This is a genomic window from Pseudomonas sp. GW821-FHT02A08 (genome assembly GCF_059422045.1).
Genome location: NZ_JBWKWD010000011.1, coordinates 83,782 through 109,324, shown reverse-complemented (window position 1 = coordinate 109,324; position 25,543 = coordinate 83,782). Strand labels below are relative to the sequence as shown.

Annotated in this window: 15 protein-coding genes and 1 pseudogene; 2 read left to right on the top strand and 14 right to left on the bottom strand. The window is 53.2% G+C overall.

Annotated features, from left to right (window positions below):
- Positions 1–760 precede the first annotated feature (760 nt).
- Entirely contained in the window at positions 761–1,978 is a 1,218-nt protein-coding gene (locus tag AC07W4_RS10775; RefSeq protein ID WP_495032408.1) for a hypothetical protein, read from the bottom strand.
- 174 nt (positions 1,979–2,152) lie between these two features.
- Positions 2,153–2,491 carry an RES family NAD+ phosphorylase gene (locus tag AC07W4_RS10770; protein ID WP_495032431.1) on the bottom strand — a complete coding sequence of 113 codons (339 nt, stop codon included), beginning with the start codon at positions 2,489–2,491 and terminating at the stop codon, positions 2,153–2,155.
- 275 nt (positions 2,492–2,766) lie between these two features.
- Between AC07W4_RS10770 and AC07W4_RS10765 the strand changes: the two genes are divergently transcribed.
- Positions 2,767–3,519, top strand: a complete 753-nt coding sequence (locus AC07W4_RS10765; RefSeq protein WP_495032407.1) for a hypothetical protein — start codon at positions 2,767–2,769, stop codon at positions 3,517–3,519.
- 479 nt (positions 3,520–3,998) lie between these two features.
- On the opposite strand, the gene AC07W4_RS10760 is transcribed toward AC07W4_RS10765, so the two are convergent.
- The 5 genes and pseudogenes from AC07W4_RS10760 to AC07W4_RS10740 all read right to left on the bottom strand — a co-directional run.
- A complete protein-coding gene (locus AC07W4_RS10760) occupies positions 3,999–5,192 on the bottom strand; it encodes a patatin-like phospholipase family protein (RefSeq protein WP_495032406.1) in 1,194 nt (397 codons plus the stop codon).
- Between the two features lie 36 nt (positions 5,193–5,228).
- Positions 5,229–7,328: a tetratricopeptide repeat-containing protein gene (locus tag AC07W4_RS10755; RefSeq protein ID WP_495032405.1), complete on the bottom strand. Its 2,100-nt coding sequence runs from the start codon at positions 7,326–7,328 to the stop codon at positions 5,229–5,231.
- Between the two features lie 28 nt (positions 7,329–7,356).
- Entirely contained in the window at positions 7,357–7,746 is a 390-nt protein-coding gene (locus AC07W4_RS10750) for a hypothetical protein (protein ID WP_495032404.1), read from the bottom strand.
- A 256-nt stretch (positions 7,747–8,002) separates the two neighbouring features.
- Positions 8,003–9,250 (bottom strand): pentapeptide repeat-containing protein, encoded by a 1,248-nt coding sequence (locus AC07W4_RS10745; RefSeq protein ID WP_495032403.1) that lies wholly within the window; start codon positions 9,248–9,250, stop codon positions 8,003–8,005.
- Between the two features lie 780 nt (positions 9,251–10,030).
- Positions 10,031–10,157 (bottom strand): annotated as a pseudogene (locus AC07W4_RS10740) (IS5/IS1182 family transposase); the annotation flags it as partial.
- A 386-nt stretch (positions 10,158–10,543) separates the two neighbouring features.
- Between AC07W4_RS10740 and AC07W4_RS10735 the strand changes: the two are divergent.
- Positions 10,544–11,506, top strand: coding sequence for a hypothetical protein (locus tag AC07W4_RS10735; protein ID WP_495032402.1), 963 nt, complete (start codon positions 10,544–10,546; stop codon positions 11,504–11,506).
- 702 nt (positions 11,507–12,208) lie between these two features.
- Here AC07W4_RS10735 and AC07W4_RS10730 read toward each other — a convergent pair.
- The 7 genes from AC07W4_RS10730 to AC07W4_RS10700 form a co-directional block, all read right to left on the bottom strand.
- Complete coding sequence (locus AC07W4_RS10730; RefSeq protein ID WP_495032401.1) at positions 12,209–14,410, bottom strand: toll/interleukin-1 receptor domain-containing protein; 2,202 nt, start codon at positions 14,408–14,410, stop codon at positions 12,209–12,211.
- A gap of 155 nt (positions 14,411–14,565) precedes the next feature.
- Positions 14,566–17,634, bottom strand: a complete 3,069-nt coding sequence (locus tag AC07W4_RS10725) for a toll/interleukin-1 receptor domain-containing protein (RefSeq protein WP_495032400.1) — start codon at positions 17,632–17,634, stop codon at positions 14,566–14,568.
- A complete protein-coding gene (locus tag AC07W4_RS10720; protein WP_495032399.1) occupies positions 17,615–18,214 on the bottom strand; it encodes a patatin-like phospholipase domain-containing protein in 600 nt (199 codons plus the stop codon). The genes AC07W4_RS10725 and AC07W4_RS10720 overlap by 20 nt, the downstream gene beginning before the upstream one ends.
- Positions 18,215–18,546: 332 nt before the next feature.
- Positions 18,547–19,716, bottom strand: a complete 1,170-nt coding sequence (locus tag AC07W4_RS10715) for an IS30 family transposase (RefSeq protein WP_495032398.1) — start codon at positions 19,714–19,716, stop codon at positions 18,547–18,549.
- 559 nt (positions 19,717–20,275) lie between these two features.
- Positions 20,276–24,010, bottom strand: a complete 3,735-nt coding sequence (locus AC07W4_RS10710) for a hypothetical protein (protein WP_495032397.1) — start codon at positions 24,008–24,010, stop codon at positions 20,276–20,278.
- A 317-nt stretch (positions 24,011–24,327) separates the two neighbouring features.
- Positions 24,328–24,855 (bottom strand): hypothetical protein, encoded by a 528-nt coding sequence (locus AC07W4_RS10705; RefSeq protein WP_495032396.1) that lies wholly within the window; start codon positions 24,853–24,855, stop codon positions 24,328–24,330.
- 181 nt (positions 24,856–25,036) lie between these two features.
- Positions 25,037–25,252: a hypothetical protein gene (locus AC07W4_RS10700; protein WP_495032395.1), complete on the bottom strand. Its 216-nt coding sequence runs from the start codon at positions 25,250–25,252 to the stop codon at positions 25,037–25,039.
- Between the last annotated feature and the right edge of the window lie 291 nt (positions 25,253–25,543).

Sequence of the window (25,543 nt, the reverse complement as noted above, 5' to 3'; positions counted from 1 at the left end):
GACCGGCAGAAGGACTCAGTTACATTCGCAGGGCTGAATCTTGTGCCGCTACTTTTGGCTACTCTTTCTTATCTATATATAAATATCTAATAATTATTTATTTTTATTAGAAAGAAAGGCTAAAAAAGCGAAAGTCACTCTAAGTGAAAATAGCTCGTATCGAAACCATCAAAAATTAAGCCGCTAAGTGTTTTTTGTTGACTTGGTGACTTGTTTGTCAAGCAAGATCTTCACGGATCTGTTCGCGTGCTTTCAGGTAATTTGTAATTGAATCAATGTGTTGATGATTTTACTCGATTATCGCTTTTGAGAGAATTTATTGCTATCAGTGCTACTATAACTACTCATTTAATAAAACTAATAAATAGCAAGCGAATAATCAGTCGGGTAGCCGATAAATACTCAGTACGAAAACGTAATATTTCAAAACTAGGTATTCGGTCACGTAGTCGATACCTATGTTCTATTGTCTCATGTTTCTCGCACCAGCCGCCATTGCGGTGTGGGTTGACTGGCTACCTGTTGCAACCGCATGGGTTGATGGTCGAAATCAGGGGAAACCGAACACAACCATTGAGTTACGAAACCTGGGCACAGAAGACGATCAGCCGTCATCATTTTTGCTGGGCAATCTCTTCATCTCCCTACCGAGGAGGTTCTGCGCTCAATCAAATGGTGTCAGAAGGTGCCAGTAGTCGCTCTCTGAGTGCAATGGGCCAGCCAGCGCCGCCGGCCCGGTTCCTCGATGTAGAAAAGACGGTCATTCCGTATAGGTCAGATGGTACAGGTACTGCTCGACACTTTTGTCACTGTTGGGCATTGGTATGGTCAGCACATGGAGCAACGCCGCGCAGTGCACTTGGTAAAACTCCCCTGCGATGTCGTCCAAGTCGCCGCCTGCAGATTGAACATGCGCATCGATTAGCGAGCGCCGGGCGGATATTAGGATGACTGGGCCTTCGTCATTTCGGGGATAGATGCACAGGTCCCACTGAACGGCCGGCATGAGATTCAGTTGGCGGACAATCGCATCCAGGTGGGCCCGATCGTCATCAGTAATTGGATCACACCACAGACCGATACCGACAGAGAGTTCCGGGATGCCCGCGGTAGCTGGTTTGATGTAGTGGTACATCTCGCCAGCGACGGTTCCACTCCATAGTACCAGGCAGGCGTCATGGGTCTTGAAGCCGCCATTGGATAACGTCCAGCCAAAGAAGGACGGTGCGATGAAGTCACCGCTGGCACCACCGCGTGGGGCTTTGAGTTCGGATAAGTCCACATTTTGGAGCGCCAGCTTCAGGTGGTTTTCGGCGATTTTGCCGAGTCCGGTTAGACCTTGTGTGAGCCGTTGGTAGGCGGGGAAGGCTGTGATGTCTTCCAAAGCAATGCGGGTTCCATTCATGCCATTTTCTCCAAGGAATAAGCTCAGTTGCCGGGTGAGGTAATCTAGGACCGAGGTTCTTGAACCAGGACTGGAGCCTGCAAATGCGCGCAGATGCTGTTCTAGATCCCGCCAGTAAACCGTGCGGTGGGCCCAGCCTTTGGGGGGCAACGTGGTGTGTGTGAGCAATAAAGTGCCGCCATGGCTCTCACTCCGCTCCTCCCAGTAAGACTCGTAAAGAGGGAGCTGCTCCAACTCGCCCAAGTGGTCTTCATGTTGAGTGAAGCCCGCCGAGATTTTGTTCTCGATGATCAGAAAGAAATCAGGGCCACGGCCGATGAGATCTGGACGTTTCCCGGTTGCGCGGTGTCCCGGGCCAACGATGTGCTGAGTTTCCCAAGTAATTGCGTTGAGGTCGGCTGCGTTGCAAATCTGATCCGGACGCATTTTGAACATGCCAGTCAGCACATCAGCGAGAGAACCGGACAGGGTGACTTGGCGCAGCCATTCGGCTAGCACCTCAGTGAGGAAGTCCTCAAAGGGGGAACGGGTATCGTTTTGACGGAATGTGAACAGACGTTCAAAGAGACTCATTACCTATCCTTGGCAAGCACGGACAATCTACATATTCTCTCACAGCGCACCTATCCCATGGTGCATCCAGCTAGCTTCTCGCCACGGCGCGCGTCGACGGCTCGGCTAGTTCACTGCATCCATTTCGGTTTAGGCACTACCGACCACAACTCCCCATAATAGGAATGTCTTCAGTTACTCACTTGGGATTATGAGCACGCCGATTTTTCCCGCTAGCGAAACGAGGTACGTGTAGGCCGCTTCATCGTCGAGCAGGTCGCATTCATCTTCTTGCGGAATTATTGTCCCCGCTGGAGCCCTGTCGCCAAACAGCACGATGGCGACTGCGGTGTCATCCTGCCGCGACACCCAGTAGAGACAATTGGCGTCCGCCCGTTGGGCGTGGATTGCCTCGGCCCATTGGAGTGTGAAGGGATACTGATCCTTCTTCGTGTCGATTAATTGACCTCTGGTCACCCCCTGCAGCCGGAGTACCTTGCTCGTCAGGTCGACCAACTTGAGATCAGCGGTGATCTCGGCTCTAGAGTGCCGGTGTCGACCAAGCCTGTTTTTATGGGGTATGTCTTGAAACCTAGCTGGAAAGGGACGTCATGGAATACCGTTTCCATCGTGGTGCAGTCGAATGTGTTCCCGCATACAGGGTTGGTATTACCGTGCTGGAGGAGTTCTTGATGGGGCTGAACCGTGCGTTTCCCTGGGCAAATGGATTGAACTGCGTTGCCAGGTAGGAGCTGAGGTTATTATGGGGAGGGGGCTACGATTGAAGTATCAAGTAGGGAGCGTACCTCATGAAACTCAAGCACTGCGGCCCATGTGGCGAGTTTAAGCCCGCAAATCCGGAGTGGTTCTACCGTAACAAAGCAAAACCAGATGGGCTTTCGACGGAATGCAAACAATGTTGCTTAGCTGCGGCCAAGAGTAGGTACGAACTGAAACGAGAGGTGATAAACGCAGCCCGCAAACCCTATTGGGCGCGACGTTACCAGATGCAAATGGACGCTCAGAAGGCTGCGCAACCAGCGGACCCCATCGAGCTTTTGACCGAGCCAGAACTGGTCTACTTGGCAGGGCTGATTGACGGGGAAGGTAGCTTTGGTGTCATGCAGGTTCCAGGCCCCAGTCGCTACGTACCCGTGATGTCGATCTCGATGACCAGTGAGACTACGCTGCAATGGATTAGCGGGAAATTCGGCGTCAGCTATGGCTCTGTCCGAAGGAATAAACCGACCAATCTGACGCAGTACAAGGCAAGGCTCTCAGGCCAGCGGTTGGTGTTTTTCTGCACCAAAGCATTGCAATACTTCGTCACGAAGCGCGCTCAAGCGGAGCAGATCCTAAACTTTGGCAAAACTTACGAACGCCAACTTGGCGGCGGCCGAGGCTTTCCCGAAAGAGTCTTTTTGGCGCGAGCTGAGATCAAACATCGGATTCACCAACTTAATCGTCCTCATATTTACGGCCAGTTCGAGCCCTATGAGCTATCGGGTGGCGTGCAGACCACCCCAATATTGCCAAAAAGCTATCTTACCTGCGGACCTTAAACGACGACATTGCCTCTGAGAGCTGGTTTATTTGGCTTAAGCACCGCCGAAGTTTATAAATTTGAATCGGCCTGGGAGTTGTAGGCAACGAATGACTGATTTTGGCCGGTTGCTGTCTGCCGGTTACCCAATGGTGAGCTACTGGTCTCAGCGATTGGCAGCAGTGGGGGATGCACCTTTCCCCATCGAAACTTGTGGTATCCACGAGTTATAAGAGACGCCTTATCGATTAATACAGGTGTGACTTAGAACTCAGTCACTCGTAAGCTGATTTCGTAGAGCAGCAGGTAGTCGCGGTATTCCTGAAATTTATCTGCCGTGACAAGCCCCATGCCGTCTTCACTTACAAAGTCACCCTTGTGATTGAGATAGCCCTCGGGGGGGCAACTCAGAAGTGATGGATTTTAAATCATCCTTAACCGCTAGCAAGCGGCGTCGGGGCGATCAACTCCCGTAACTTAGGGAGTCCGTTATTGGTTTCAGCACACGCGTACTCCAGCGTCGAACTTCGTTGGGAAGTGTGCGGCGTCAACTTGCTTCCTAGCCACCGCGACTCCCAGCTCGCGTAGCTTGGTGAGGTTTTCGGGCTTGTCCATCTCCTGCATGCTGGCTAGGTAGGCGGCATCCGCTTGGATACCCAGGTTCGCTCGGTCGAACCAGTCCTGCGTAAACAGTGCGTTGTAACGGTGGTAGGTAAGCAGGCCGCCACCGCCGCCCAGCACGGGGCCGGCAATCTCCGTCACGCGGTCGATGAGGCGCGCCGTCGGCGTGGGTGCCGAGATCCATTGCAGCACCGTCTCTACGAGGTCGCCGCAGTCCTCCATGAGATTTTTCAGTGCCAACAGCCCTTGGACGGCCGCCGCTTCGGTAAGCTTGTTGGAGACATCGACCATAGCATTGGCCTTGCCGGTGCCCACAGAAACCAGCAGCAACTTGTCGGGTCCAGCCGTCCAGCCAAACTTGTAGCCATCCATCGTCACGGCCATCAAGGCCTGCAGCGATGGATTGTTGTGTGGGCTGCACCCGCCGTCGATGAATAAGCCCACGGTGTCCTTGCGATCCTTAGATTCATTGGAATGGATGCGGATCTCCTCACCCTCAAAGTAGGTCGGCGCTGCCGTGCTGGCACGCACCACTTGCCACAATGGGTATTCGCCATTGGGGATGGTTTGAGGGCGATCCGGGTTGGGGGCAAAGTACTTGGCTTTGGGGTTGTTGGTCATTACCCAAGTGCTGCCGGTGTCCAGCCGCTTGGCCACGACGAGCAGACCAGTGTGGAACTTGGCGTCTTTCAGCTTGGCGGTGCCGAGCACGTTGCTCAGAGCACCAGCTACCTCCTTGGCGTCATACATCTCTCGCGCCAGGCCCCGGCGCCAGAAGCTGCGTTTGAAGACCTTTTCGCCCAGGTCGCAATAGTGTTTATCGATCTCGTCGACAGTCATGCCCAGCGACAGCCCTGCTGCGATGATGGCGCCGGTGGAGGTGCCGGCTATGAGGTCGAAGTAGTCGCTGAGAAGCATCTTCTCGTCGCCGTAGCGCTGCCTCAGTAGCGACTCGATCTTCCTCAGTATCTGCACAGTCATCATGCCGCGCAGTCCGCCGCCATCGAGGGACAAGATGCGCTTGGGCGTTCCATCGGCTTTCAGGTGATCGGCGAACGAGCGGTAGCTCATAGAAACCTCCATTCGGGGTTGAAGAGTGCTCACGGATCAGCCTGACGCCAGTGGGCGGCAATCGATTAGCTCTATATAGATGCCGCCGGCTTCTTGCGCAAGTTTCAACATCCCGGCAGTGCCATCCAGTGACTTGTCACCCTTGTTGTGGTCCCAGAGAACCAGCAGTGTGACGCGGTCGGCGCCCCAGGCCTGGGCCTGGCGCAACATCCAACGGTTTCCGCGCGACCAAGTCGTCATCATCGTGCGTGCGCCTAGCCACTTAGGCAGACCGCCGCTATTGCTGAGCACGAATGTTCGGTCCCGCGGCTGGGCGTCGGCCAAGGCAAAGAAGCGGTTGCGCCAGTCATCGTAGTCCTTGAACACTTCTCGAGCGACGGCATCACGCTGCATGGGTAGGCACAGCCATGTGGCAAGATTAAGCGCCTTACAGGTTTCCAGCGCCAGGATGTCCGCCCCCGGCGCCGCAGACACCAGCACTTCAATTTGGTCGCCTTGGTTCCTAAGCTTTATCAGGGCCGCCTCGATCAGATCGCGGGCCCGGCCTTGTGCGCTGCAGGGAAAGCGCGGAACGGCCGGCGGCGGGTCCACCGGGTCTACCTTGTGGCCGCTGAAGACGACAAGATGGCGCTTCTTCTGCGGTAAGCCATTTGTTTTGTTGGTCAGCGCAACCGGTCCGTCGAATTCTTCGATCGCAGCGCGCGCGGCCGCAGCCCCGATGTCGAGCTGCTCAAACAGCATGAGTTGTCCGCGCGCGGAATCCCAAAAGAAGTTGTCCCTCGGCGCGGAACGCCCCTTCCATCGGCCCGAATCCTTCGGTGCGGCGCCGTCTTCGGGTACATTGTTGCGGTAGGCATCCACCACTGCATTCAGGTCGGCCTCAGTCGAATCGTACACATGCTCCAGAAAGATCAGGTCCGCGCTGCTGATCTGGGCCCAAGGGCGATCTTTGCTCTCCTTAATTGTGAGTGCGTTCTCTATCGATACGCGCACCACCTGATTTAGGGACTTCAACTCCTCCTTCAGGTCTTCGATGAAGCGCCTAGCTTTCTTCTCGTCGCTGAAAAGGTTCCTGAAGCGTGCCTCACCTGACAAAGAGTGCAGGATGTGCCCCATCTGCAAGGCCGCCAACGCGGGGAAAAAGTTATTGAGGTCGACTTTGTGAGCGGCCCGGTAGGCCTCGTAGGCCTCGTAGGCCTTGCGGTCGAGGGCGCGCTCGCGTCGCAGCTGCACGGTAGGCAGCTTCTCGAAAGTCTGGCGCCAAAGCGTCTTCAGGTTACGGCCCTGCAGCGCCAGCGCCTCGGACTCGTGTGCAGGTGAGAGGTTCTCGCACTGCAGCACCCGCGCGATCGCTTGGTTTGAGCTCTGGAGCTGGACGGGATCCTCCGTCTGCCGAAACAGGCGCTCGTAGATATTGGCAAGTGCGAGGTTAGCGTCGAGGTCTTGATCTGCGTAATGACGAACAGCTTCCCATGTATCAACTGCGGCTTGGTAGTCCTTTAACACCCACTGGGCCCAACCGATAAGCTTGAGCCCCTCTCGCTGAAAGAGTTCTCCACGCACGTCCTCGGCCAGAAGCCGTAACCATCCCCTGTCAGCCCGCGCTTCGGCCCGCGCCACCTCCTCGACAAAAGTCAGCGGCACCATGGCGACGCTGTTGACGTCGGCCTCCGGTAGTTCCGGCATCATCAGGAAGATGGGACTATCGGTCTCGCGGCCGCGGGCCAGAGAGGTCTTGATCGCAGCGACGAGACCATCCAACGCCTTGCCGGGCTCAGCCACCTCGTAATGCGTGTAGCGCGCACCAGTGATGTCGAATGGTGTCGCATCAGCCGATGGTCTTCCCTTGATAAGCACCGTGTGCTTTTTGCGCAGGGCATGGCGCGCACCCAGCTCGTAGAACACATTGGGGTTGTGTATCGTGATGTCGCAGATGACGATGTCAGCCTTGAGGATGAGTTGAAACATGTCCTTGTGGACGGCTCCCGCATCCACCACCCAGACTGTCGTACCACCAGTTAATCCGCACTTCTCCAGAGCCGGCGTGATCAGCACTGCGTCGACCTGGTCAAAGTCAATTTCCAGCCCTTGAGAGTCCTTCTTCTTCCCGAAACCCCGAATCACAAAACAGTCCATGGCGGCTCCCCACAGATTGCGCTATCAATCACTCGTCCAGTTCGTACGACTTCTCGAACTTCCCAGCGCTGACGGAATAGGCGTCAGAACCATCCTCTTCGTTGGACACGAGCCAGTCACCTGCCTCGTAGCCAGTGCTGCCTTCCTTCGTCGTCACGCGACCTGCCGAGCCGGCCCGCTCGGCCCACACCTTGCCTGTCTTCACATATGTGCCTTGCCCCGCCGCCGTGTAGGTTCGCGCAAAGGATTCGGCATCCACCGTGTACACCTCGCCGCCATTGTCCACCAACCAGTCATTAGCCTTGCAGCGCTGCTCGCCGCCCCATTTGTTGTACTTGAAGCCCTCCGTGTCCAGCTTTAACTGTACGGCCACGATTGGCTGGCTCGGCTTCCGCCGGTAGCGTTTGCGGTCACTCATGGGGAGAACCTTGATTTGTTGAGAACAGAGTAAGTATGCGGCCAATCAACCGCCTACGTATTAGGGACCCGACGTTTAGCTCTTCACAACTAGGTCCGAGGTATCCTCACTAGCACTTGACGTCCCGGCATGCATTCTCTTCGCCTCAGATTAATTTGAGCATGAGCGCCAAGGTTGTACAGTGGCACTCAACATGGTCTCAACAAGGAGTAATCGACAGTTTGCGCAGAACCGGATTCTCTGGGCTATTCTGCGCTCACTGACCGAGTTTCATCACGATGTGCTCGAACTCCTCACGACGTTTCTGAATTTCTGTGATACGTGCGTAAATGGCCGGCAAAATACATCTATCAATTTCCGACAGAAGTACCTCATCGTTATCGTATACATACGGTGTGAGCACGGACGGATAACCCCCGAAGTCCGCGAACATTGGGTAGGGGATAGCCTCCGCCGAAATCAAGGGTTGAACGGGCACCGACGGGAGCATTGGAATAATTCTTTGAAGTTCCTGCGGGATGCTGTTCGGGTCTGTTATGTCAGCCAAGACAAAGCATGACATGTGAGCCAGCAGGCCAATGACCTCTGTCAAATTACGGCCAGCGGGCCTATCAAAGTCGAATAGCACTGAAATAAACCCGCTTTCCCGAAGCTTACTTCTCAACGCGTCGAGGATTTTCTTTCTATCTGGCGAGAACCGTCCGAGGATCAGAACCATTTTCCCCGTGACACCTTCAATGACACGCCGCAATCGCTTATTCTCTAGAACGAGATAAAGAAATTGAGCGATATCAATATCGTCTACTGTTATTTTTGGTTCGTTGTCAGGAGTAATCACAAGCTCTGACATCTTTGATCCATCATTGAGAACATTCCATACTGATACACCGTAAATCTTAACTTCAGAGAGATTGCTTCGGACAAATTTAGTTCGTACCAATTTTGCCTGGGTCATATCACAAGCACACAAAGTGGTATCCTGAATAGTCATATTTGTGAGGTCGCAATCAGATAAGCTAATGTCTGTTCCAAAGCAATCAAGAAATTTTGCAGACGACAGCGTAGCGCCACTAAAGTCAGCGTGATCCAGATTGCATCGAACAAATTGGGTTTGATGTGCATTTGCTTCACAAAGATTTGCCCAATAAAAATTTGTGTCAACAAAACGGCACCGGCATAAGAGTGCCCTCGACAAAAGTGCCCCTCTCAGATCTGCGCCCGAAAGATCGCAATAGTAGAGATTAGCACCAGAGAGGTTGGCACCCCGCAAGATAACTCCGCGTAGATCGGCACCGTCGCGAAACTTATCAAAAGTTGGCTCCCAAGAGTCATCAGTGGTCGGTAATGAGGAGTAATAAGAAGCATCCCGATCACCGCCGCACAATCTAATGCCGCTTAGGTCTGCGCTGCTCAAATCTGGTCGAACATTTGGATGCTGGCTACGCCATGTATTCCAAGTATCTGTTCCTGTACGTAAGATAGCTACGTGGCTTGAAATCGCCATTTATCCTCCAACTTTCCTGCTTGGTGCTCTCATCAAACTACCTGCTGTGACAAGCCTTTAGCTGAGTAGGTTAGACGAAAATTCAGTTGAGACTGGTATTATTTCGGCTGACTACTTATCGCGTTTGAGTATTAAATTCAGAAAGCTGGATTCCAAAAAAATATCCATGGCCAAGACTCAACAGGTCAGTTAATTGAGAGCATTGGCCTGTCTACCCATTGTTGGTGATGATAAGAAGAAAAAACCGTTTGCTCAGGGGGGAGAAGCCCCACACACCACGATTGCGATGCAACCCGAGCGATGGCAAACCGGTCGAACCGGAGTCGACAAAACCCTTCAACGTCCAGGCGCATAGAGCGCGTAAAAGCGATCGGGAGCCGACGCGCGAATAGCCCGTCATGGCCCTGTATCGAAAGGATCCCGTAGTAAGAGGCCGAATATACGTGTGCAGTCGGCACGGGAGCCAAGGCAAAGGAGACTTACAATGAGGAGGAGTGCATATACGGGCGTCGGGGGACGACCTCCAGCCCTCGAAAGCGTGATCAAGATTCTACAGATGCTGATTCCGCTTGAAGTGGCCTACTCCAGTGCTCATGAAGGAACTGCCATGTGGTCACGACAATTTCTGTGTGTAGATTTACACCAAGAAAGTTGGCATGGTATGTCAACCATCATTCATGAGCACATCGCCACAACGAAGTGAACTATGTTGAATACCGTCATTTCTGGCAAGAAACGAGGCACCGGTCTTGAAGGTGCCCGCTTGATACTTAGCTAACCCTTCGGATAATGCGGCTCGGTCAAAGCCATCAAGCCCTTTTGGCACGACCTGCTCCGTCTCGATCAGTAAGCGCTCGCGGCGTGTCTGCTTACGTTTGCGGGCGTATTCGGTATTGGTAAAGGACATCTGTTACATCGGAACTCAACCGCCGTGTTCGTTTTAGCCGGGTATTTAGCCAGAGATGGGGGGGCAGAGACTCCTTAGCTGGTGGGGGGCGAAGATGCCTAGCCCGCGTAGACGCAAAGGTAGTAGAAATAATGTCCACCTCAGCATGCCCCTTATTTTACTCTTGCAATGGACGCGCTCAGTGGAGTGAGCTAGCGTTTGATATTAATAAGGGAGTGCCTTTGGCTTTCTAGTCAGATCTGGCTTTCTATGATCCTTCTATGCCGTCATGGTAACTGCAGAAATAAATCTACCCATAAAGGGAGAACAAAATTGAGAAGTGATACTCGCCAGCCCCTGACGGCAATGAGCATATTTGTTACTTGCAAAGAAATAAGTAATAAATCATGAAAGCCCCCAAGGACAAAAATACACAGACTCCTTCTGAACCAAGACTCGAACCTAGCCGCCCTAGTGGCTCTAACACCCCAGAAAATAAAATTGATAATGAAACATATGAACGGATCGTATCAGGCTGGGTAATATTTCCACTTGTCATGTTGGTATTCTGTCCTATTATTTTTGCGGGATCGGGGTTCTCCAATTGGCTCGATCATGAAGGTTGGAAAACAGCCTCTGTAATTTCCCGCTTTGGCAGTTGGTTGCTTTGGGGGATGGTTGCATTTTTAATTACTGAAAAATTTTACCGTCAATCTCGAATCGAAAAAAACAGACAAGCAATGGAAAATCAGGAGCGAGAAAGCAAAAAAATACTTTCTGAAATAAAGAAAGGCGGTCGCCCACGTCGTTACTTTGTTTTTCTAAGACCGTTCGACGCTGAAAATACGGGTTGTGCCTGGTACGAGCCTAGTAATCTTATGAGCGTAGATATGCTTTATTCGACGACAATTGACGACGAACTGACGCAAGTACTGTCTCCAATTGGGCCGACTCTTTGCCTAGGTAATGAAATTAAAGATGTAAAATTGGGTGCCGCGAGAGTACCGTCAACTGATGAGACTTGGCGAGAAGATATTCGACTTCTACTCAAGCACTGTATGGGGATTTTTATATTCCCTTGGCATACCGAAAGCATTACTGAAGAAGTGATTTACATACACGAAACCCATTATTTGCTAGCCAAAACCATTTTTTTTATGCCTCCTGAGCGCAGCATGTTTTGGGCGGAAGAACACTGGAATGAAATAACGGCAGCATTAAAAAAGAAAGATATCGAACTACCGAAGTACACGCCTAGCGGACTCTTGTTTAATGCGCGCGGCGGGGCTCATTATATAGTTGATTGCACTAACAGCAGACAAGAGCTTAGAAATAAATTACTTGAACTATGGATAGATGCGCGAGCTTAACTCACTTTCAATCTCTTTAAAAATCGACGTCCTAAACAGAAGCAGCTAGGTGGTGGCTGGCAGCTGTCGCCAGAGCAGCGCCGGAAATTGAGCCTGCGCCCAACCCGAGGACGTGACGCTGGGTGGTTGTGATGAGCGCCCGGTGACGCACTCGCGTTTAAGTGGACTCGGATTTTGTATCGGTGCTGGCAGACTAGGACGCTCTACGATGAAACCACCTATTTGAATGCCTTGAGGAAGCGTGGTTCACCGCTCCTCAAGAACCTCGATTTTGGTTGACTGACCTCCTCAGGGCGTGAAGCTGCCGGACAGCATCGGCAGAAATTGGCCGTTTTCTACTTGTTGCCACCAGCAGCTCCGGATCGTTTTCTGCCTCTCGCGACCGGCTGAAAACGACCCAAGCTGCCGTTGCTGGAAGGCAGTAATCGGGCCAAAAGCAAACATGATGTTGACCAATGTCCACCTGGGTAACCACGCATTGCGTCGAAATTGCCCCAGCCCCTATCATGAGGAACGAGTTTCTCGTGGCCGATGAGATAGACCGCCTGGGACTGGTGGAATGGACGGATTGGCGCGGACTATGGATCGGCGATGGTGCTCATTGCGCCTCTTAAAGAGCCTCATCGTGAGGCAAGGAAGTGTCTACAAAGCCAGCGCCTATACACAGAAATAACCACACGAAAAAAACGAAGTGGAAGCACCCTAAATGCCCTCTGTGCCTCGAGTTTCATCTGCGAACTCTACCGCGAAGGTAGCGGCGTCCTCTGGAGAGCAGAAGTAGAAAACTTCCCCTGTAAAATCCGATTCAGGGATTGAATAAACAAGTCTTCTTTGATTTAAATCTACTAGTCCAATGTACCCTGCAGCATCTCTCTCGCCTATTAAGCCAGACTTTTCATTGCCCCCGAATTTAACTATGGTGCGCCCGCATTTTGGCCCCGTTGCAGCGTAAAGACCGTTGAGTTCTTTTATGCTTAGGAGTTGTTTTAGTAAGTCTTTGTACTGGCTTTCACCTTTTTTGTCAAAGTTGTGCAGTTCAATTTTAAAGTCGGCAATCCATTCGGGCCTGATAGCGGTGCGGCTTTTATCTAGCCATTCACCCATAGGGTTTTCGGTTAAATTCCAAAATCTAGCGATTAATTCATGGTCGATAGTTGCTGCCGTCTTTCCAGAGTCAGAAATTAGGGCTGTGATAACTTCTTGGTTATGTCCGTTAAGTTTGATGCGGTTTTGTTGGTCTACGCTCGCTATATAGGGTTGCTCCCAACTCCCTTCGCGGCGATAGCCAGAGACAATGTAGTTGTTTCCATCTTTGGAGAATGCGACGCGTTGGTCAATATCGTTGTTGTATGGAAGGCTGCTCAAATTGTCGAGGAGGATTCTTTTGTCTTCCAGGTGCGGAGGGGCGCTTATAGTCAGTGAGCCACCATTTTTCATCTCTAGGTAGCTTCTTGCATTAGGTGATATTCGACGAAGACCATAGATATTATCAATCCGCGAAGATAAGCCTAATGTAAGGTTTGGGTTGTATATGCCAACTATTTTTGCTGTTTGAAGATCTATGCTCAAGGCGCAAAGAATTTCCTGGTTTTTTAAAGAATTGTTCATCGTTGCAAGTGAGGCTATTTCAACTAGTAGGTACCACTTTTCACTGTCGTACTTTACGTAGTAGATGGGGGCAATGAGATTCTTTCGAGCTTCTATTGCCTTCGATGTGTTGCCTAACAGTTCTTTTTTTGATATCAGGTGGGGAGGTTCATCCTCACTTACATTTTCTTCGATTCGATATGCGTCATCCCCATTAGCGAGGCATTTATTCAATGTCACAGTGATGCTGAAAGCGGGGGCTCTTTCGCTTGTGGCGGGTACATCAATTCGGATTTGCCGTCTATCATCGCTCCAGGTACCAAACCCCTGTGGCATCTGCCAGTGTCGAGGGGGATGGTATTCTGTGATATCGTCTTGACCCTCTGTGAGTCTTTGAGTAAGCCTTGTTAAAGGGTGTACGATACCCTCTTCGAATTGCTTGGTTAAGACATGCTCGGTGCCATCCTCGAATTGAAGGGTTTGTTTATCGTTAATTCGTATTGTCTTGACTAATCGATTTTGCCAGAGGGCATCGTATAGCAGGACTTCGCCCTTCTGAATTTGTGCATTTGTTAGAAAATACGGTCTTTTCAATGCTACTGCGCTAGCAAGTGTTTGTGGGTGGTTTCCGTTTCGAACTGTCGCTTCCATATTTGAGATTAGTGCAGTTGCTTTTTGCTGCATAGCAAAATAAGTCAGCCAGAGGGAAGCGAATAGTAGAGCAACAAGGGTTGCCACTGAAAAGCCCGCTATTCGAAGGTTTCGGCGCTGTTGTGTTAATTCCTCAGACCACAAGTCTTCCGGCGGGATATTCTTGAGTCTAGCGGCAATCTTGCTCGTCAGTGCTTTAAATTGGACGTCATTACTAACATTATTTTTGGCATGTCGCCAGTCCCTGAGGTCGATCCAAAGTGGTTCGCTTTGAAACCTTTTAAATAACGCGGGGGGTAACGATTTCGAAGCGGATTTTTCAAAATCACCTAGTGAATTGCTCCATTGAAGTGTTCCATCCGAAAGGATGATCAATAATGTATTGGTGCCCTTGTTGGACAGCCACCATTCGACTTCCTTCGATACCCATTTGGACTCCGCCGCCTCTCTGCTGGCAATGAGTAAAAGAAAGCTCGAGTTGTTCAAGGCCTCCCTAATCGTTGGCCATAGTTCGGGGGTGGCAGAAAGGCTCGATTCGTCCCGGAATATTCTTGCAGCTCTGACAAGGTACCAAGGCTTTCCGAGTGTCTGAATGACTCGTTGAAGGCTCTTGGCTAATAGCCGATCATTTTTGTGACTATAGGATATAAATGCTTCGTATTTCATGGTTTGTGAGAGCTCGCGAAAAATTTCGGTGAAAACTCACTGCGGGCTATTTGTGGTCAGTAAAGGCCCAGTTGCGCTGTACTTTCACTGAGCGACGTACTGGGACCACAGCTAGAACTGTCGAGGACGTCAAATGGCAAGCCCGAACAGATCAGCTATGGCTTAACTATAAGCTCCTGACGCCGCGCCAGAACGGCGTTACGTAATCGCTCTATCAACCGGTCTCCCCAGGGTGGGACTGTGATGATAGTTGTTGGTTGGCTTTCTTGGGTGATTTCTAGCATGTCACCACCGGTCGAAAAAGCGACCCCGATCTCGCTGTCGCTTTCTTCTGAATAAGCGGCAGGCACATACAGCAGATGCAGATTGTCCGTCGCGGTGCCTTGCTTAACTGTAAGGGCTTCGTCCTCGTCGCCGGGGTTACGGTCAGCGAGCATGAATACCGGTCCAGAGCTAGGCGAGGACAAGCTTTGCAGTTGATAGGCCCGCGTCGCGCCATACCAGTCAGTGGAGTGTATGACAAGCAGATCGGGAGACACCCGCTCGAACTTAACCACGTTGCCAAAGGCCGGGATTACGGCTCCCAGCTGGGTACCTTGCTCCGGGTCCAGCAGTTCGTAATGACAGGTATCGCTTGGCACTGCGACAAGCATCGAATTTCTGCTTCCGACCTCTCCTGGTAGGAACCATACTTCGGGTACTTGATTCGGAGCGGAAGGTCCACCTGTAGTGCACCCCGATTTTTCTGGATTTGGATCATACCCCCGGTAAAGTGTCCACTGCGCCCATCCGTTGCAAGTGCCCACCTGCTGCTTATCGTCGTTTATGAGCATCACGACAGCATTCCAGCGACCATCCATCGACGATGACAATGAGGCCCTGATGTCCTTGCCCGAGTTTAGTGCGTTACCGAGCAGCGGATAGCGGCGCTCAACTTCTGCCCGCTCCAAGTCCTCGGTTTCCCCTGAATCATCGCTCAAATGCCAGCGGCTGCCGTCTGCCTTAAGGAACACCACTTGCGTCTTTCCATTCAACGGTTCGAAACTCATAGGCAAGCGTGCTGATACCGTTTCACTAACGCCATAAGGCGCCTTGGTCATGGCAGACTGCGCGGTCTGTCGGTGCCAGTCATCGCTATTCCAAATCCGATCGATTCGCTCCCCTAGCGTCGAGAAGCGCAATCCGTTAAGCGGCATACAGGCTTCAAGCGTGCTGGCTGGGCCACGTGGGTCACGTGCGAACTGCCGTATCGGGAGTGTCTCGAGCAAGTGCACTCGAGGCCAAGGGGACGCCTTCCTTTCGCTGTCCCACATCAATAGCATGTGCCCGCTGGGATCAAACCCGATCGGTTTGCCTGGCACAATGAACCAAGTAGCCCCGGTTTCTGCCGACAGCAGCTGTGTATCAGCCCCGTCCTCCTGAAGCGCGACGAGCGTGTGCCCCCATACCACGTCTCCCTCACTCCGAGCCCATACCTCTCTCCCGCTGGCAATATCGAGCACCACTGTGCGACCGATACCTACACCGGTACCAGTGCCGTAGACGGCGTTCTGGTACATAAGTGTTGTTCCCTTCGTGTCGATGCGCACATCTTCAGTGGCACTTGCCTGCTTGGCACTAAAACGATGCGGTTCCACGAGACGTGGCCCCAACGCGCCAGTTACTATTCGGTGGACCACGATGTCGGGGTAAGGGTGATATTGATCGGCGCTGGCGACGATAAAAGGAGCCGCGCTAGCCAGGCTGTAGTGATTGGCTTCACTTCCCTTTTTTCGCTGCAGGCGCACCTTGAGTGGAGCTGCGATGCCGGACTTGCGATCGAGTAGAAGCCATTCCTCGTTATGGTCCTGGACGCGAGTCAGCAACACAAACTGTTCTCCTGACCTCTCGTGCACACGCATTTGACCTTCGGCCGTTGCGATAAAGGCTTTTCCATGCGGCCAATCGACCAGTGCCGTGGCCGGCAGGTCGGCCATCGGCAGCAAGTGCGTGGTAGCGCTACCGTCAGAAAGGCATGGAATCCATTGCTCACATAATGTCAGTGGTAACGTTGTCAGTTTGCCACTCGCGATATCGACGGCTATTGCGCGCTGGGTAGCAGCAGGCTCCGTATCTGCCCCAGGCTTTTCTGGGGCTGACTCAGGCTGCTCGGGAAGCGGCGCAGGTCCCTCTGCGATGAGTACGGTGCCTCCTGCCGCGAAAGTAAGTTGCTCAGCATGGATCGGCAACTCTACTTGAGTAAGACGGTGGCCGTCGGCGGTGGTCCAAACTGCCAGTTGAGATCCGGCTGCCACGGCCACTCTATTACCACTGGCATCAAATGCAAATGGTGGAGGCATAACGTCGTCTTCTTCTCTAACTTCTGGCGCGTTAGTAGTCGTATCGAAATCGAGTGTAGGGCCGCGCCGGTTTTCCACCAGCGAAGTCAGCGCAGCCTCGAGAAAACCTTTAGGCAATACACCGTCTACATCGGGCTGCGCCTGCGCAAGCGCGTTGACCAGAACATCCCAGCCCTCATGAGCGCGTCCATCACGGGATAACAACAGAGCCTGCTGTGCCGCCGACGACAGTAGTTCCTGTTGTGCATGATTGCGTTCGTCGATAGCTGTATTGCGCTGAAGTAGTGCAAAGGTGGCCATCAGTGCAAAACCAGTCAGTGCGAGCACGATAGCGCCCCTCAGGCGAACAACCGATCGGACGGCATAGGGTGCTGTCGCGAGCCGTTCAACCACCGCGTCACTCACGCGGCCAGATTCACAGGCTTGGGCATCCTCGTCGACCCAGATACGGCCAGCGAATGGCAGCCATTCTTGGGTCGTATCGGTGAGCGCAGGGTCCTGCAGCGCGCCATCGACGTTGATCGGCACCACGGTTGCTTGCTTGCGGTTGCCGATGTATTCCTCTACCTCCCGTCGCACGTAGCGTGGGTCAGCCAAGGTACCTCGGTTGGCGATCACCACCAATATGCGGCTGCGTCGTAGTGCGCGACGCAGCGTGATGTCCAACTCAGAACCTGCTGGCGCTTCATCTTCACTGAAGTAGACAGTGAAGCCGCGCTCCCGCAATCTGCGCGCCAAGTCGGACGCATAGGCTCGACATCCTCTTGGCTTCGGGCCCAGTGCGAAAGAAATGAAAATGTCATAACCGAAGTATCTGGCCCATCCCGTTATTGGGCCACCATCAGGCGACTTCGACGGCGCAGGCTCAAGCTCGGTAGAATTCATAGTTTGGCCCATCTTTCTTTAGAGACGTACCATTACAGAAGGCCACCACTGTTGCTCGGATGAAGCCGCGTAAGTGCTCGGCGACGTTAAGATGTTTCCGGGCAAAGACCTCACCGACTTTTTGGATGTCAGCGATGTGCTCAATGGAGTCCAGGTTTTGAACGTTGGTTGCTTTAATGTCGGCTAGGCCGAGCGCGTCGAGTCCCGGCTGACTTACGTCTGGGGCGTAGCGGACGTAGGCGAACTGTTTGGTGCCGCTGAAGTTTGGGCGTCCCTCGAAGGGGCCGACCATATCGAGGTGTTCCCGGTCGATGGGGTGGCCGAAGCGACACTCGCCGAGTAGTCGGCAGGCCATGTCCCAGCCAGCACTGGCGGCATTCATCCGCACATCGGGTACGGTCTTGGCAGTGTCAAGGAGCCACATGTCAGAGGGTGTGAGGCCGGGACGGGCAGTAGCGGCGCTGCCGGTACCCACCGAAACAATCAGCAACCTGTCGGCTCCGGTGGACCAGTTCATTTGGTAGGGCGCGCTGGTGGCCATCTGGAAAGAAAGGAAGGCGGCATTGTTGTAGGTGGTCACGCCGCAGCGGCCCCAAATGGTGATGCGGCACCAGCCAACTGTGCCGCGATCATACCCTGAGTGACAGGGTTGCTCAGAGTCTCCACTTCCCGCTTGTTGAGAGTGAACAAGACATCGCAGTCAACGTCGACGTCACGAATCTCTGGCGGTCCGGCTTTTGTGATATCCATAGCGGCGCTCCGATTTCAGTCGATGAGGCCATAAGAGTAGTACTTTCTAGGCAGTTTGAACTAAGTGTCAGCATCCACCATCCATAAGCTGCGCGAATGGAGCGCAGCGGACGCAAGTCATTTCGCAGTGAATCTTTCCACTGTCTGCTTATGGCTGTGGATTCAACCGGTCGATGCAACAGATTGGCTAAATCGTTCAGCGGGCGTTTCGTAGTCTAGTGTTTTCCGAGGGCGGCTATTTAGCTGCCTTGCGACTTCATTGAGCGTGGCCTGCGAGTGATCCGCAAGGTCGGTTCCTTTCGGGAAGTACTGCCTTAACAACCCGTTGGTGTTCTCATTCGATCCCCGTTGCCAAGGACGATGAGGATCGCAGAAGTAGACTTTGATGTCGGTCGCCACCGTAAAACGCTTATGGTCAGCCATCTCTTTGCCGCGATCCCACGTCAGCGATTGGTAGAGTTCCTGGGGTAAGTTGCGGGCGTTTTCGATCAGGGCGCTGATGACCGTCTCGCTATCCTTACCGACCAACTTCACCAGCATTACGTAGCGGGTATGGCGCTCAACAAGAGTGGCAATTTGGCTGTTCCTGCTACCGCACAGCAGGTCACCTTCCCAGTGACCTGGCACCGCCCGATCCTTAGCCGCAGCCGGGCGTTCACGGATCGATACCGCATCTGTGATGCGACCGTGATTTTCTTTCTTCTGCGTGTGATGGCGCGAGCGACGCATGGCCCGCGTGCGCCGTAAATGCTCAAGCAACTCCTTCTTCAGAGCCCCGCGAGCCTGTATGAAGAGGGTGCGATAGATCGTCTCGTGTGACACCTGATAGCTCGTATCGTCCGGGTAGGAACGCTTCAGCCAACCGGCAATTTGTTCCGGCGACCACTGTAATTGAAGCTTGTCTGCAACAATTTGCGCCACCGCTCGGTTCTCAACAAGTTTGCAGACCTTAGGTCGATGTGCGCGATCCCAGGCAGCCTGATCAGCCTGATCAGCTTGATTAGCCCGGTAGCATCCTTGGCCACCGTTGCGTCTGATCTCACGACTGATCGTAGAGGCTGCTCGCCCTAGCAGCGCGGCCATGGAACGGATCGAGTTACCTGCCACCACTGCACGCGAAATCTCTTCGCGCTCAGCCAACGTCAGCGCCAATCTGGACCTGCGGCGTACAGCGGGTCTGATACCGCCTGTTTCCGCCAAGATGCGCTGTATCGATGAATGGTTTCGATCAAATAGTTGGGCTATGTGCTGGAGAGAGTCGCCTTTCTGCCAGTGATCCCACATCAGTTTTTTCTGGCTTTCGGTGTAATAGATCCGAGGTCTCTGCTTCATCTGCAACACTCCTTCTGCTTACACAGAATTTAGTTGTGTTGCATCGACCGGTTGAATCCACAGCCCTGAGTGTGTAAAAACGCAGACACCGTTTGGAAATCTGCGTTGCTACGTAAAAATCTGCCAGCGCTTGGCTAGTCAGCAGACCTGAAATTTGCGTAGGAACGCGATTTTCGTTTTGGTTCAGACCGTCAAACCTGCTCTAAAACGTTTTTACACAGTCTCGGCCGATTGCTGCCTGTCACGAAGGGCTGCTAACAGTTCACCTAGTCTTCTTCTGGCCCATAAAGAGCAACCCGTACGGTCTCGACCAAATCTATCAGAGCATGGTCGTATGCTGCGTTTGTCGCGCTTAATACCTGGACGCAGGCCATCCGCGTCGATTCGTTGGCCGTACTCGCGGCACGTTTTCCCGCATGGGCGAGCGAATTTTTCATTGGCAGGATAGCTCGTCTTCAATGCTGTACCCAGCTTTGCCCTCACGGTCACAAAACAATGCCGGAAGGCTAGTTCGCTGCAGTGAGTCCCCCCGATGGGATCTCACTAAGTGAAAAAAGCTCTACTCAAAAGTCTCTTCTTGCTTCAAATCATCCTCGCGCTCACGCTCGATCCAGCGATCCAGATCGGGCAGAATTTCATTGACCCACTGCTGTACTTCCGCATGCGGACTCTCGCGTAAATCGAGCAGCTTTGCCCGACGCAATACTAAAATGTCGGCGAGCGACCCGCTCCAGCCGCTGGGATGCAGACGGGGCCAAGGATTTCCGAGGAAGGCGCGTTTATCTGGCGCGTACTCGAGCATCTCCAACATCAGTGGCGGAAAGTCGTTTTGCGCTTCGCCGTTTTTGTGTCTGAACAATCCGATGGCTTCGCCGAGCTGTGGGTAACGAATTGCGGGTTCGATATCTGCCCACTGGCGAAGAACTACCGGATCCATGTCCTCAATCGGGTTGTCAAAACCGAAATTTTTCCCTGGCAGCAAGAGCATGTTCAATGCGATGAAGGGTTGAGTTTCGAACATCGCCTTGAGCACGTTATTTACTTCATGGAGAGAGAGGTGGGCCGACCTGAGTGCAGCGCTGAGAAGTGCGCAGATCTCACGCGCAGCTTCTTCGCCGTCGACACCTGCACAGCAGATGCGTAGAACCGTGTGCAGGCCGATGTCGTGAATTTCACTTACTCTACTGAAATCGGTACGGCGCAGAAGGTCCCGGCCTATTTCGATCAGTGATTTGTTCTGTGGTCGTCCTTCGTTTCGGTCACGATAAAAATGCATGTGCAAAACTTCGAGGGCGACCTCCACGCCGCCTGAAAGCCCAGCGATATCTAAAAGCAGCGCTCCCAGTGGCTCTGAGGATGAGTCGCCCACAGAGCCATTGGCGATGTCGTAAAAGTCACTGGCCTTGAGTACACCCTTGCTGATTGCTCGCCGCAATCTTGCGATGCCGTCATTATCGATGCCAACGCGCGCCTGGAGATAAGGTAGACGTGATACGAGTTCACGATCGTGGACAACTGCCTCTAGTTTTGTCTGAGCGAGAGCTGCATCCTGCTGATGCATCTGATAGAGAAATCCGCAGAGTATCGTAGCTTTGCGCTGCTTTGGATCCGCCGATGTATATTGAGCGACCAATTCATCCCACATGTTTGAGAGATTTTCTGCCCCTTCGGCAAGACCTTGACCACATTCGTCGACATGTTGCGGATTCGCCTTGAGCATAAGTTCGGCGAGAAACTCCTTGCGGGTCTCTGGATCTTGTGCAAGTTGGCGTCCGATATCCTGCGCCATCAATGCCGCAAGCTGCCACGGCTTCAACTTGTCGTCGTTGTCTGCGATGTCCCAACCACCGTAGCCACGTTTGAGTATCGCAGCACGAGCCTGATGTAGGAGATCAGAAGGCTTCAGCCGCTGAATGATCGCCTCGAGCCTAGCCCTGACATGATCAGGCATCGCCTTGCTCTCGAAACGAAGCGACTTTCGAAAACTGATCCACCCTTCGATCCAGGGGCTTTCGTCCACAAAGGTTGCAGCGGCGCAGTCGAGCGCATCACGACAGGCGTCGATTTTCCAAAGGTCGCGAATACTATCGGCGAGGATGTTACGGGCGTCCGCCAAGATAGGTGATAGCTCGACACAGAGATCAATTGCGGTGTTGTACCAGTCCCAAACCTCTCGGTTCAGTTTTGGTTCCCATCCCCAATCACGCGATCGTGCGCCAAAGTCGAAGTCGTTCGACGAGGTAAAATAGCTTGCCTTCAGTAATGCCCTGAGCGCTATAGACGCACATCGGTGTAGCGTTGAATCGGCTGACTTCGCCAGTCTCTTGACGATTTCAAGTCGTTGGTTCGGAGTGGCTCGAGTTCCGGACAAGTGTAAATGAAACAACTCAGCGAACGCTTCTTGGGCAGAGTTGTTCTTATCGTCATCAGGCTCGGTGGCAACAAAGCGTGCCAGCAACATCGCCGCGAGCTCGAACATATGAGGGTCGTAGCCGAGCATTTTGATAAGACGGATCCACCGCCCACGCATTCCAGAATTGGGCGCCAGAATCTGCTTCCCGTTTGGATCATTCAGTCCGTATTCAATTTTCGCAAGCACGTCTTCGGGTGCTACGGGCGCAATGTTGATGATTATCTGAAGTCCAGCTTCGCCCAACGAAAAAAGATCTCCGAAGGGACCGTCAGCACGGAGAAATCGGTCGACGGCCGCCCGGATCTCGGGGCTGTCGTGAAGGTAGCCTAACCTCCGCGAAAGCGACTTTTGCATTCGCGGTGTCAGCGACCTGCAGAAACGATCGAAATCCGCGGGCGGAACTCTTTCCAGTGCGAAGGTAGCTAGTGGGTTGGCGATCGCATGTGGCAGGATCGCGCGCCACCGGCTGCGGGACTGGACTATACCCCGTCGGCGCAAGGTGGCTAGCGCCCCATACAGGGCCTGTACGCTGACAGAGCGGATGCGTCCAATCCGTGCCAGCTCGCCATCGTCCGAGCTGTCCTCGCCGTCTACTGAATAGAGGAGTGAGAGATCTTCTGCCGCCAAAAGCAGGTTTTGATCGGGCTCGTTGCGTTGCTGGAAGATGCGACTGAATAGGTCGCGGTTCTTGAGCTTGCCAAGGGTTTCGCCCTTGCCTAGTGTTTCTCCGAGTGCTCGTGCAACGCGGAAATTGCCGTCGCTGAAATCTGCAATCGTTTCTCGGTCTACTTGTGAAATGTCAGGAAAGGCCTGCTCTAGCCATTGCGATACGAGCTCGGGGGATCCCGACTGAAGGCGGAATACCTCTGTCCGCTCTGGTTCATCGTCGCGAACGTCGTATTCAATGGTAAGTAAGCTGACATTGCTCGCGCCTTCTGAACAAATGCGGGCGAGTTCACTGTGCGTGGCCGGATTGCAATTATCGACTACGAGGATGGCGCGCTGGGCGCGCATGACGAGTTGGCGTGCCATGTCGCGGGCAGATGGATCGGTTTCTACGGAGTAATCAGTGTAGACCGCCAGGCTTGGGTCCAGTGGTTCTTCGCCCACGCCACTTTCGAAAAGGGCCTGCACTAGCCGTGTTTTGCCAAGACCCGACAAACCGATTAGTCGGATGCATTGCCTAGGCGTTCGTAGCGCTGCGCGCAGCCGAACGATTCCTTCACCGATGGTCAGCTGTTCGCGTTCGCGAGACCGCTCATCGGTTAAGCACGCTTTATCGTTGAAGAGGTAGGTGGAGGGTTCGGCGACCTTTGTTCCGTTCCAATCGCCGATGCTGCTCCAGCCGGTGAGTCCGAGTCCGGTCCGGTTACGGACCCATGCGGCAATGCCTGGGTATTCATTTACCCAGTTGGCCAGTCGGTCCCGATCATAAAAGTCGGTATGGAGCTTACTGGCGGTGGGCAGTTCGCTAATCTGAGTGCGGATCGCCGCACGCCGATCAGCCAACGGCCTATCGGCGACAGATCCTTGGGCACTGACAATAATATATGCGCCGGACGCCTCTGCGAGCTCACTTATGACCGACCGTAAAACACCTTTGGGACGCATTTCGTTGCGAATTGCGCTGGCGGACATATCGGGCTTCTTGACTTGGAATCCGGTAAGAGCTCGCGGTACGAAGTCTGGTTTAGCAATCTCACTTGGGCATTCGACACGAACGTCGAGTCCACCGTCCGCAGCATCCTGGTTACCCCCGGCAGTAACGGAAGAAAGTGGACAGCCTTGTGCGCGTAACTCCGACAAAGCCAAGCGAGCGACGAGCGTGCGAAGATCGCCGTCGTTCAAGTCCGTGATGTCAGCGCCAGTAATTTCAAACATAACCCCACCACGGATGCAAAACTCTGCTTATAACAGAATTCATATGATCATGGTGGAGGGGCCCTCAGCCATCGACTTCAGTGATTCGATTGCCTTCTCCAGCGACTTGGCATAACTACCTAGATCTGATCAATCAACGTCCGCTTCTGGCCGATTTCTGTCTGTCGCTATGGGCCGCAAACGACTCACTCATGCCTTTCGCGACTGACTTTCTCAGGGCGTGAAGCAGTCTGGCGTGGATCCCAAGCGCTGGCCACCAAGAAAAGCACGATCAGTGGGAATGGGCTTACCAGAGCGCGTCGGCACGACATTGACTGTTAAGTCCCAGCGTCGCGAAGCCGCTGTAGTAAGTTTTCTTCTGGTTTGACTTGAATCGTTTGACCCAAAGACGTGTGAATCTGGGCTCGTAGCGTTCCGAGGTTTTTCGGTGATAGATCTTGTACGAAGCCTGTGGCGAACTCTTTCGGCCAGGATGGTAGAACCAGAAGTGAAACCATAAAGTTTGCTTGCTCGCCGTGCGTGAGCTGCTTTGGATAATGCTGCGTGTACTGCCCATAGAGAGGCTGAATGCTTTGGCGGGCGCTCTTTCCCCTCCCAACGTGCCACCCAATTGCATTTACGGTAACTGACCGATCTCCAAGATTGACGATGGTGAAACCAACGTGTTCTTCGGCAGGTGTTCCATCTCCTGCGAATACGAGCCTCAGGCCCACAGAGATACGTACGCGGACTCGATCGGCTCGACGTGCAAGGTGTAGCGAGACGATAACTGCGGCCAGTGTGGCCACCCCGGCAACCCAAGTGCCGATGGCGTTCCAAATTTGGATATGTTGATCGAGAGTCATAAACTTTTTTGTGACCTAACCTTTGAGGAGCACGGCAGCCCACGGCTTTACCGTTAGTCATTGAGCGCACAGATGCAGCCTACTTTTGTGTGTATCGAGCGTCAGCATTTTGCGAAAGCGGTCTAACGAGAAACGTCATATTGGGAATCGTTAGGCTTAATCGTCTCGGGAAGGCTGATGCCTAGCTTAGATTCGTGCCCCTGAGCTTGGCCAAGCCCTGTTTGATGTGGCCCGCGTTTTCCCCAACAGCTTCCAGAGCTCCACGGACATTGTTACCTACTTCAGCCGAGTCCTGCTGTTCCACCCACAACGTCAGCTCCATTACCGCCGCCTCCAGAGCGAGCTGATTGTGGTAGATCCTTTCCAGTACATCGGGTAGTGAGTAATCACCTGGCATGGGGGGCGACTCCTTCTGAGGAAGATCCAAGCATAGCAGCGGTAGTGGTGAAGAGGTTTAGGGCAAAATTAGGACAGATTCAGGGCCACCATGGACCGCTGGACGCCATGAGTAAAGGGCGAAAGCGCAGTATTTACTGGCCTGAAGCGGTCTACAGGGACGCAAGGAGGGGTTCGAATCCCTAGGAATCGAGAGGGTGTCCATCTCAGTCGAACTAGGGACAAAGGGAGAGATATGCACATTTTTATCGATGAGTCTGGGACCTTTACCTATGCGGCGCGACGCAACCCG

Excerpts from the sequence above, each read along its gene's own strand:
- AC07W4_RS10775 (WP_495032408.1), bottom strand. The coding sequence starts at position 1,978 with ATGAGTCTCTTTGAACGTCTGTTCACATTCCGTCAAAACGATACCCGT.
- AC07W4_RS10765 (WP_495032407.1), top strand. The coding sequence starts at position 2,767 with ATGAAACTCAAGCACTGCGGCCCATGTGGCGAGTTTAAGCCCGCAAAT.
- AC07W4_RS10760 (WP_495032406.1), bottom strand. The coding sequence starts at position 5,192 with ATGAGCTACCGCTCGTTCGCCGATCACCTGAAAGCCGATGGAACGCCC.
- AC07W4_RS10755 (WP_495032405.1), bottom strand. The coding sequence starts at position 7,328 with ATGGACTGTTTTGTGATTCGGGGTTTCGGGAAGAAGAAGGACTCTCAA.
- AC07W4_RS10750 (WP_495032404.1), bottom strand. The coding sequence starts at position 7,746 with ATGAGTGACCGCAAACGCTACCGGCGGAAGCCGAGCCAGCCAATCGTG.
- AC07W4_RS10745 (WP_495032403.1), bottom strand. The coding sequence starts at position 9,250 with ATGGCGATTTCAAGCCACGTAGCTATCTTACGTACAGGAACAGATACT.
- AC07W4_RS10735 (WP_495032402.1), top strand. The coding sequence starts at position 10,544 with ATGAAAGCCCCCAAGGACAAAAATACACAGACTCCTTCTGAACCAAGA.
- AC07W4_RS10730 (WP_495032401.1), bottom strand. The coding sequence starts at position 14,410 with ATGAAATACGAAGCATTTATATCCTATAGTCACAAAAATGATCGGCTA.
- AC07W4_RS10725 (WP_495032400.1), bottom strand. The coding sequence starts at position 17,634 with ATGAATTCTACCGAGCTTGAGCCTGCGCCGTCGAAGTCGCCTGATGGT.
- AC07W4_RS10715 (WP_495032398.1), bottom strand. The coding sequence starts at position 19,716 with ATGAAGCAGAGACCTCGGATCTATTACACCGAAAGCCAGAAAAAACTG.
- AC07W4_RS10710 (WP_495032397.1), bottom strand. The coding sequence starts at position 24,010 with ATGTTTGAAATTACTGGCGCTGACATCACGGACTTGAACGACGGCGAT.
- AC07W4_RS10705 (WP_495032396.1), bottom strand. The coding sequence starts at position 24,855 with ATGACTCTCGATCAACATATCCAAATTTGGAACGCCATCGGCACTTGG.
- AC07W4_RS10700 (WP_495032395.1), bottom strand. The coding sequence starts at position 25,252 with ATGCCAGGTGATTACTCACTACCCGATGTACTGGAAAGGATCTACCAC.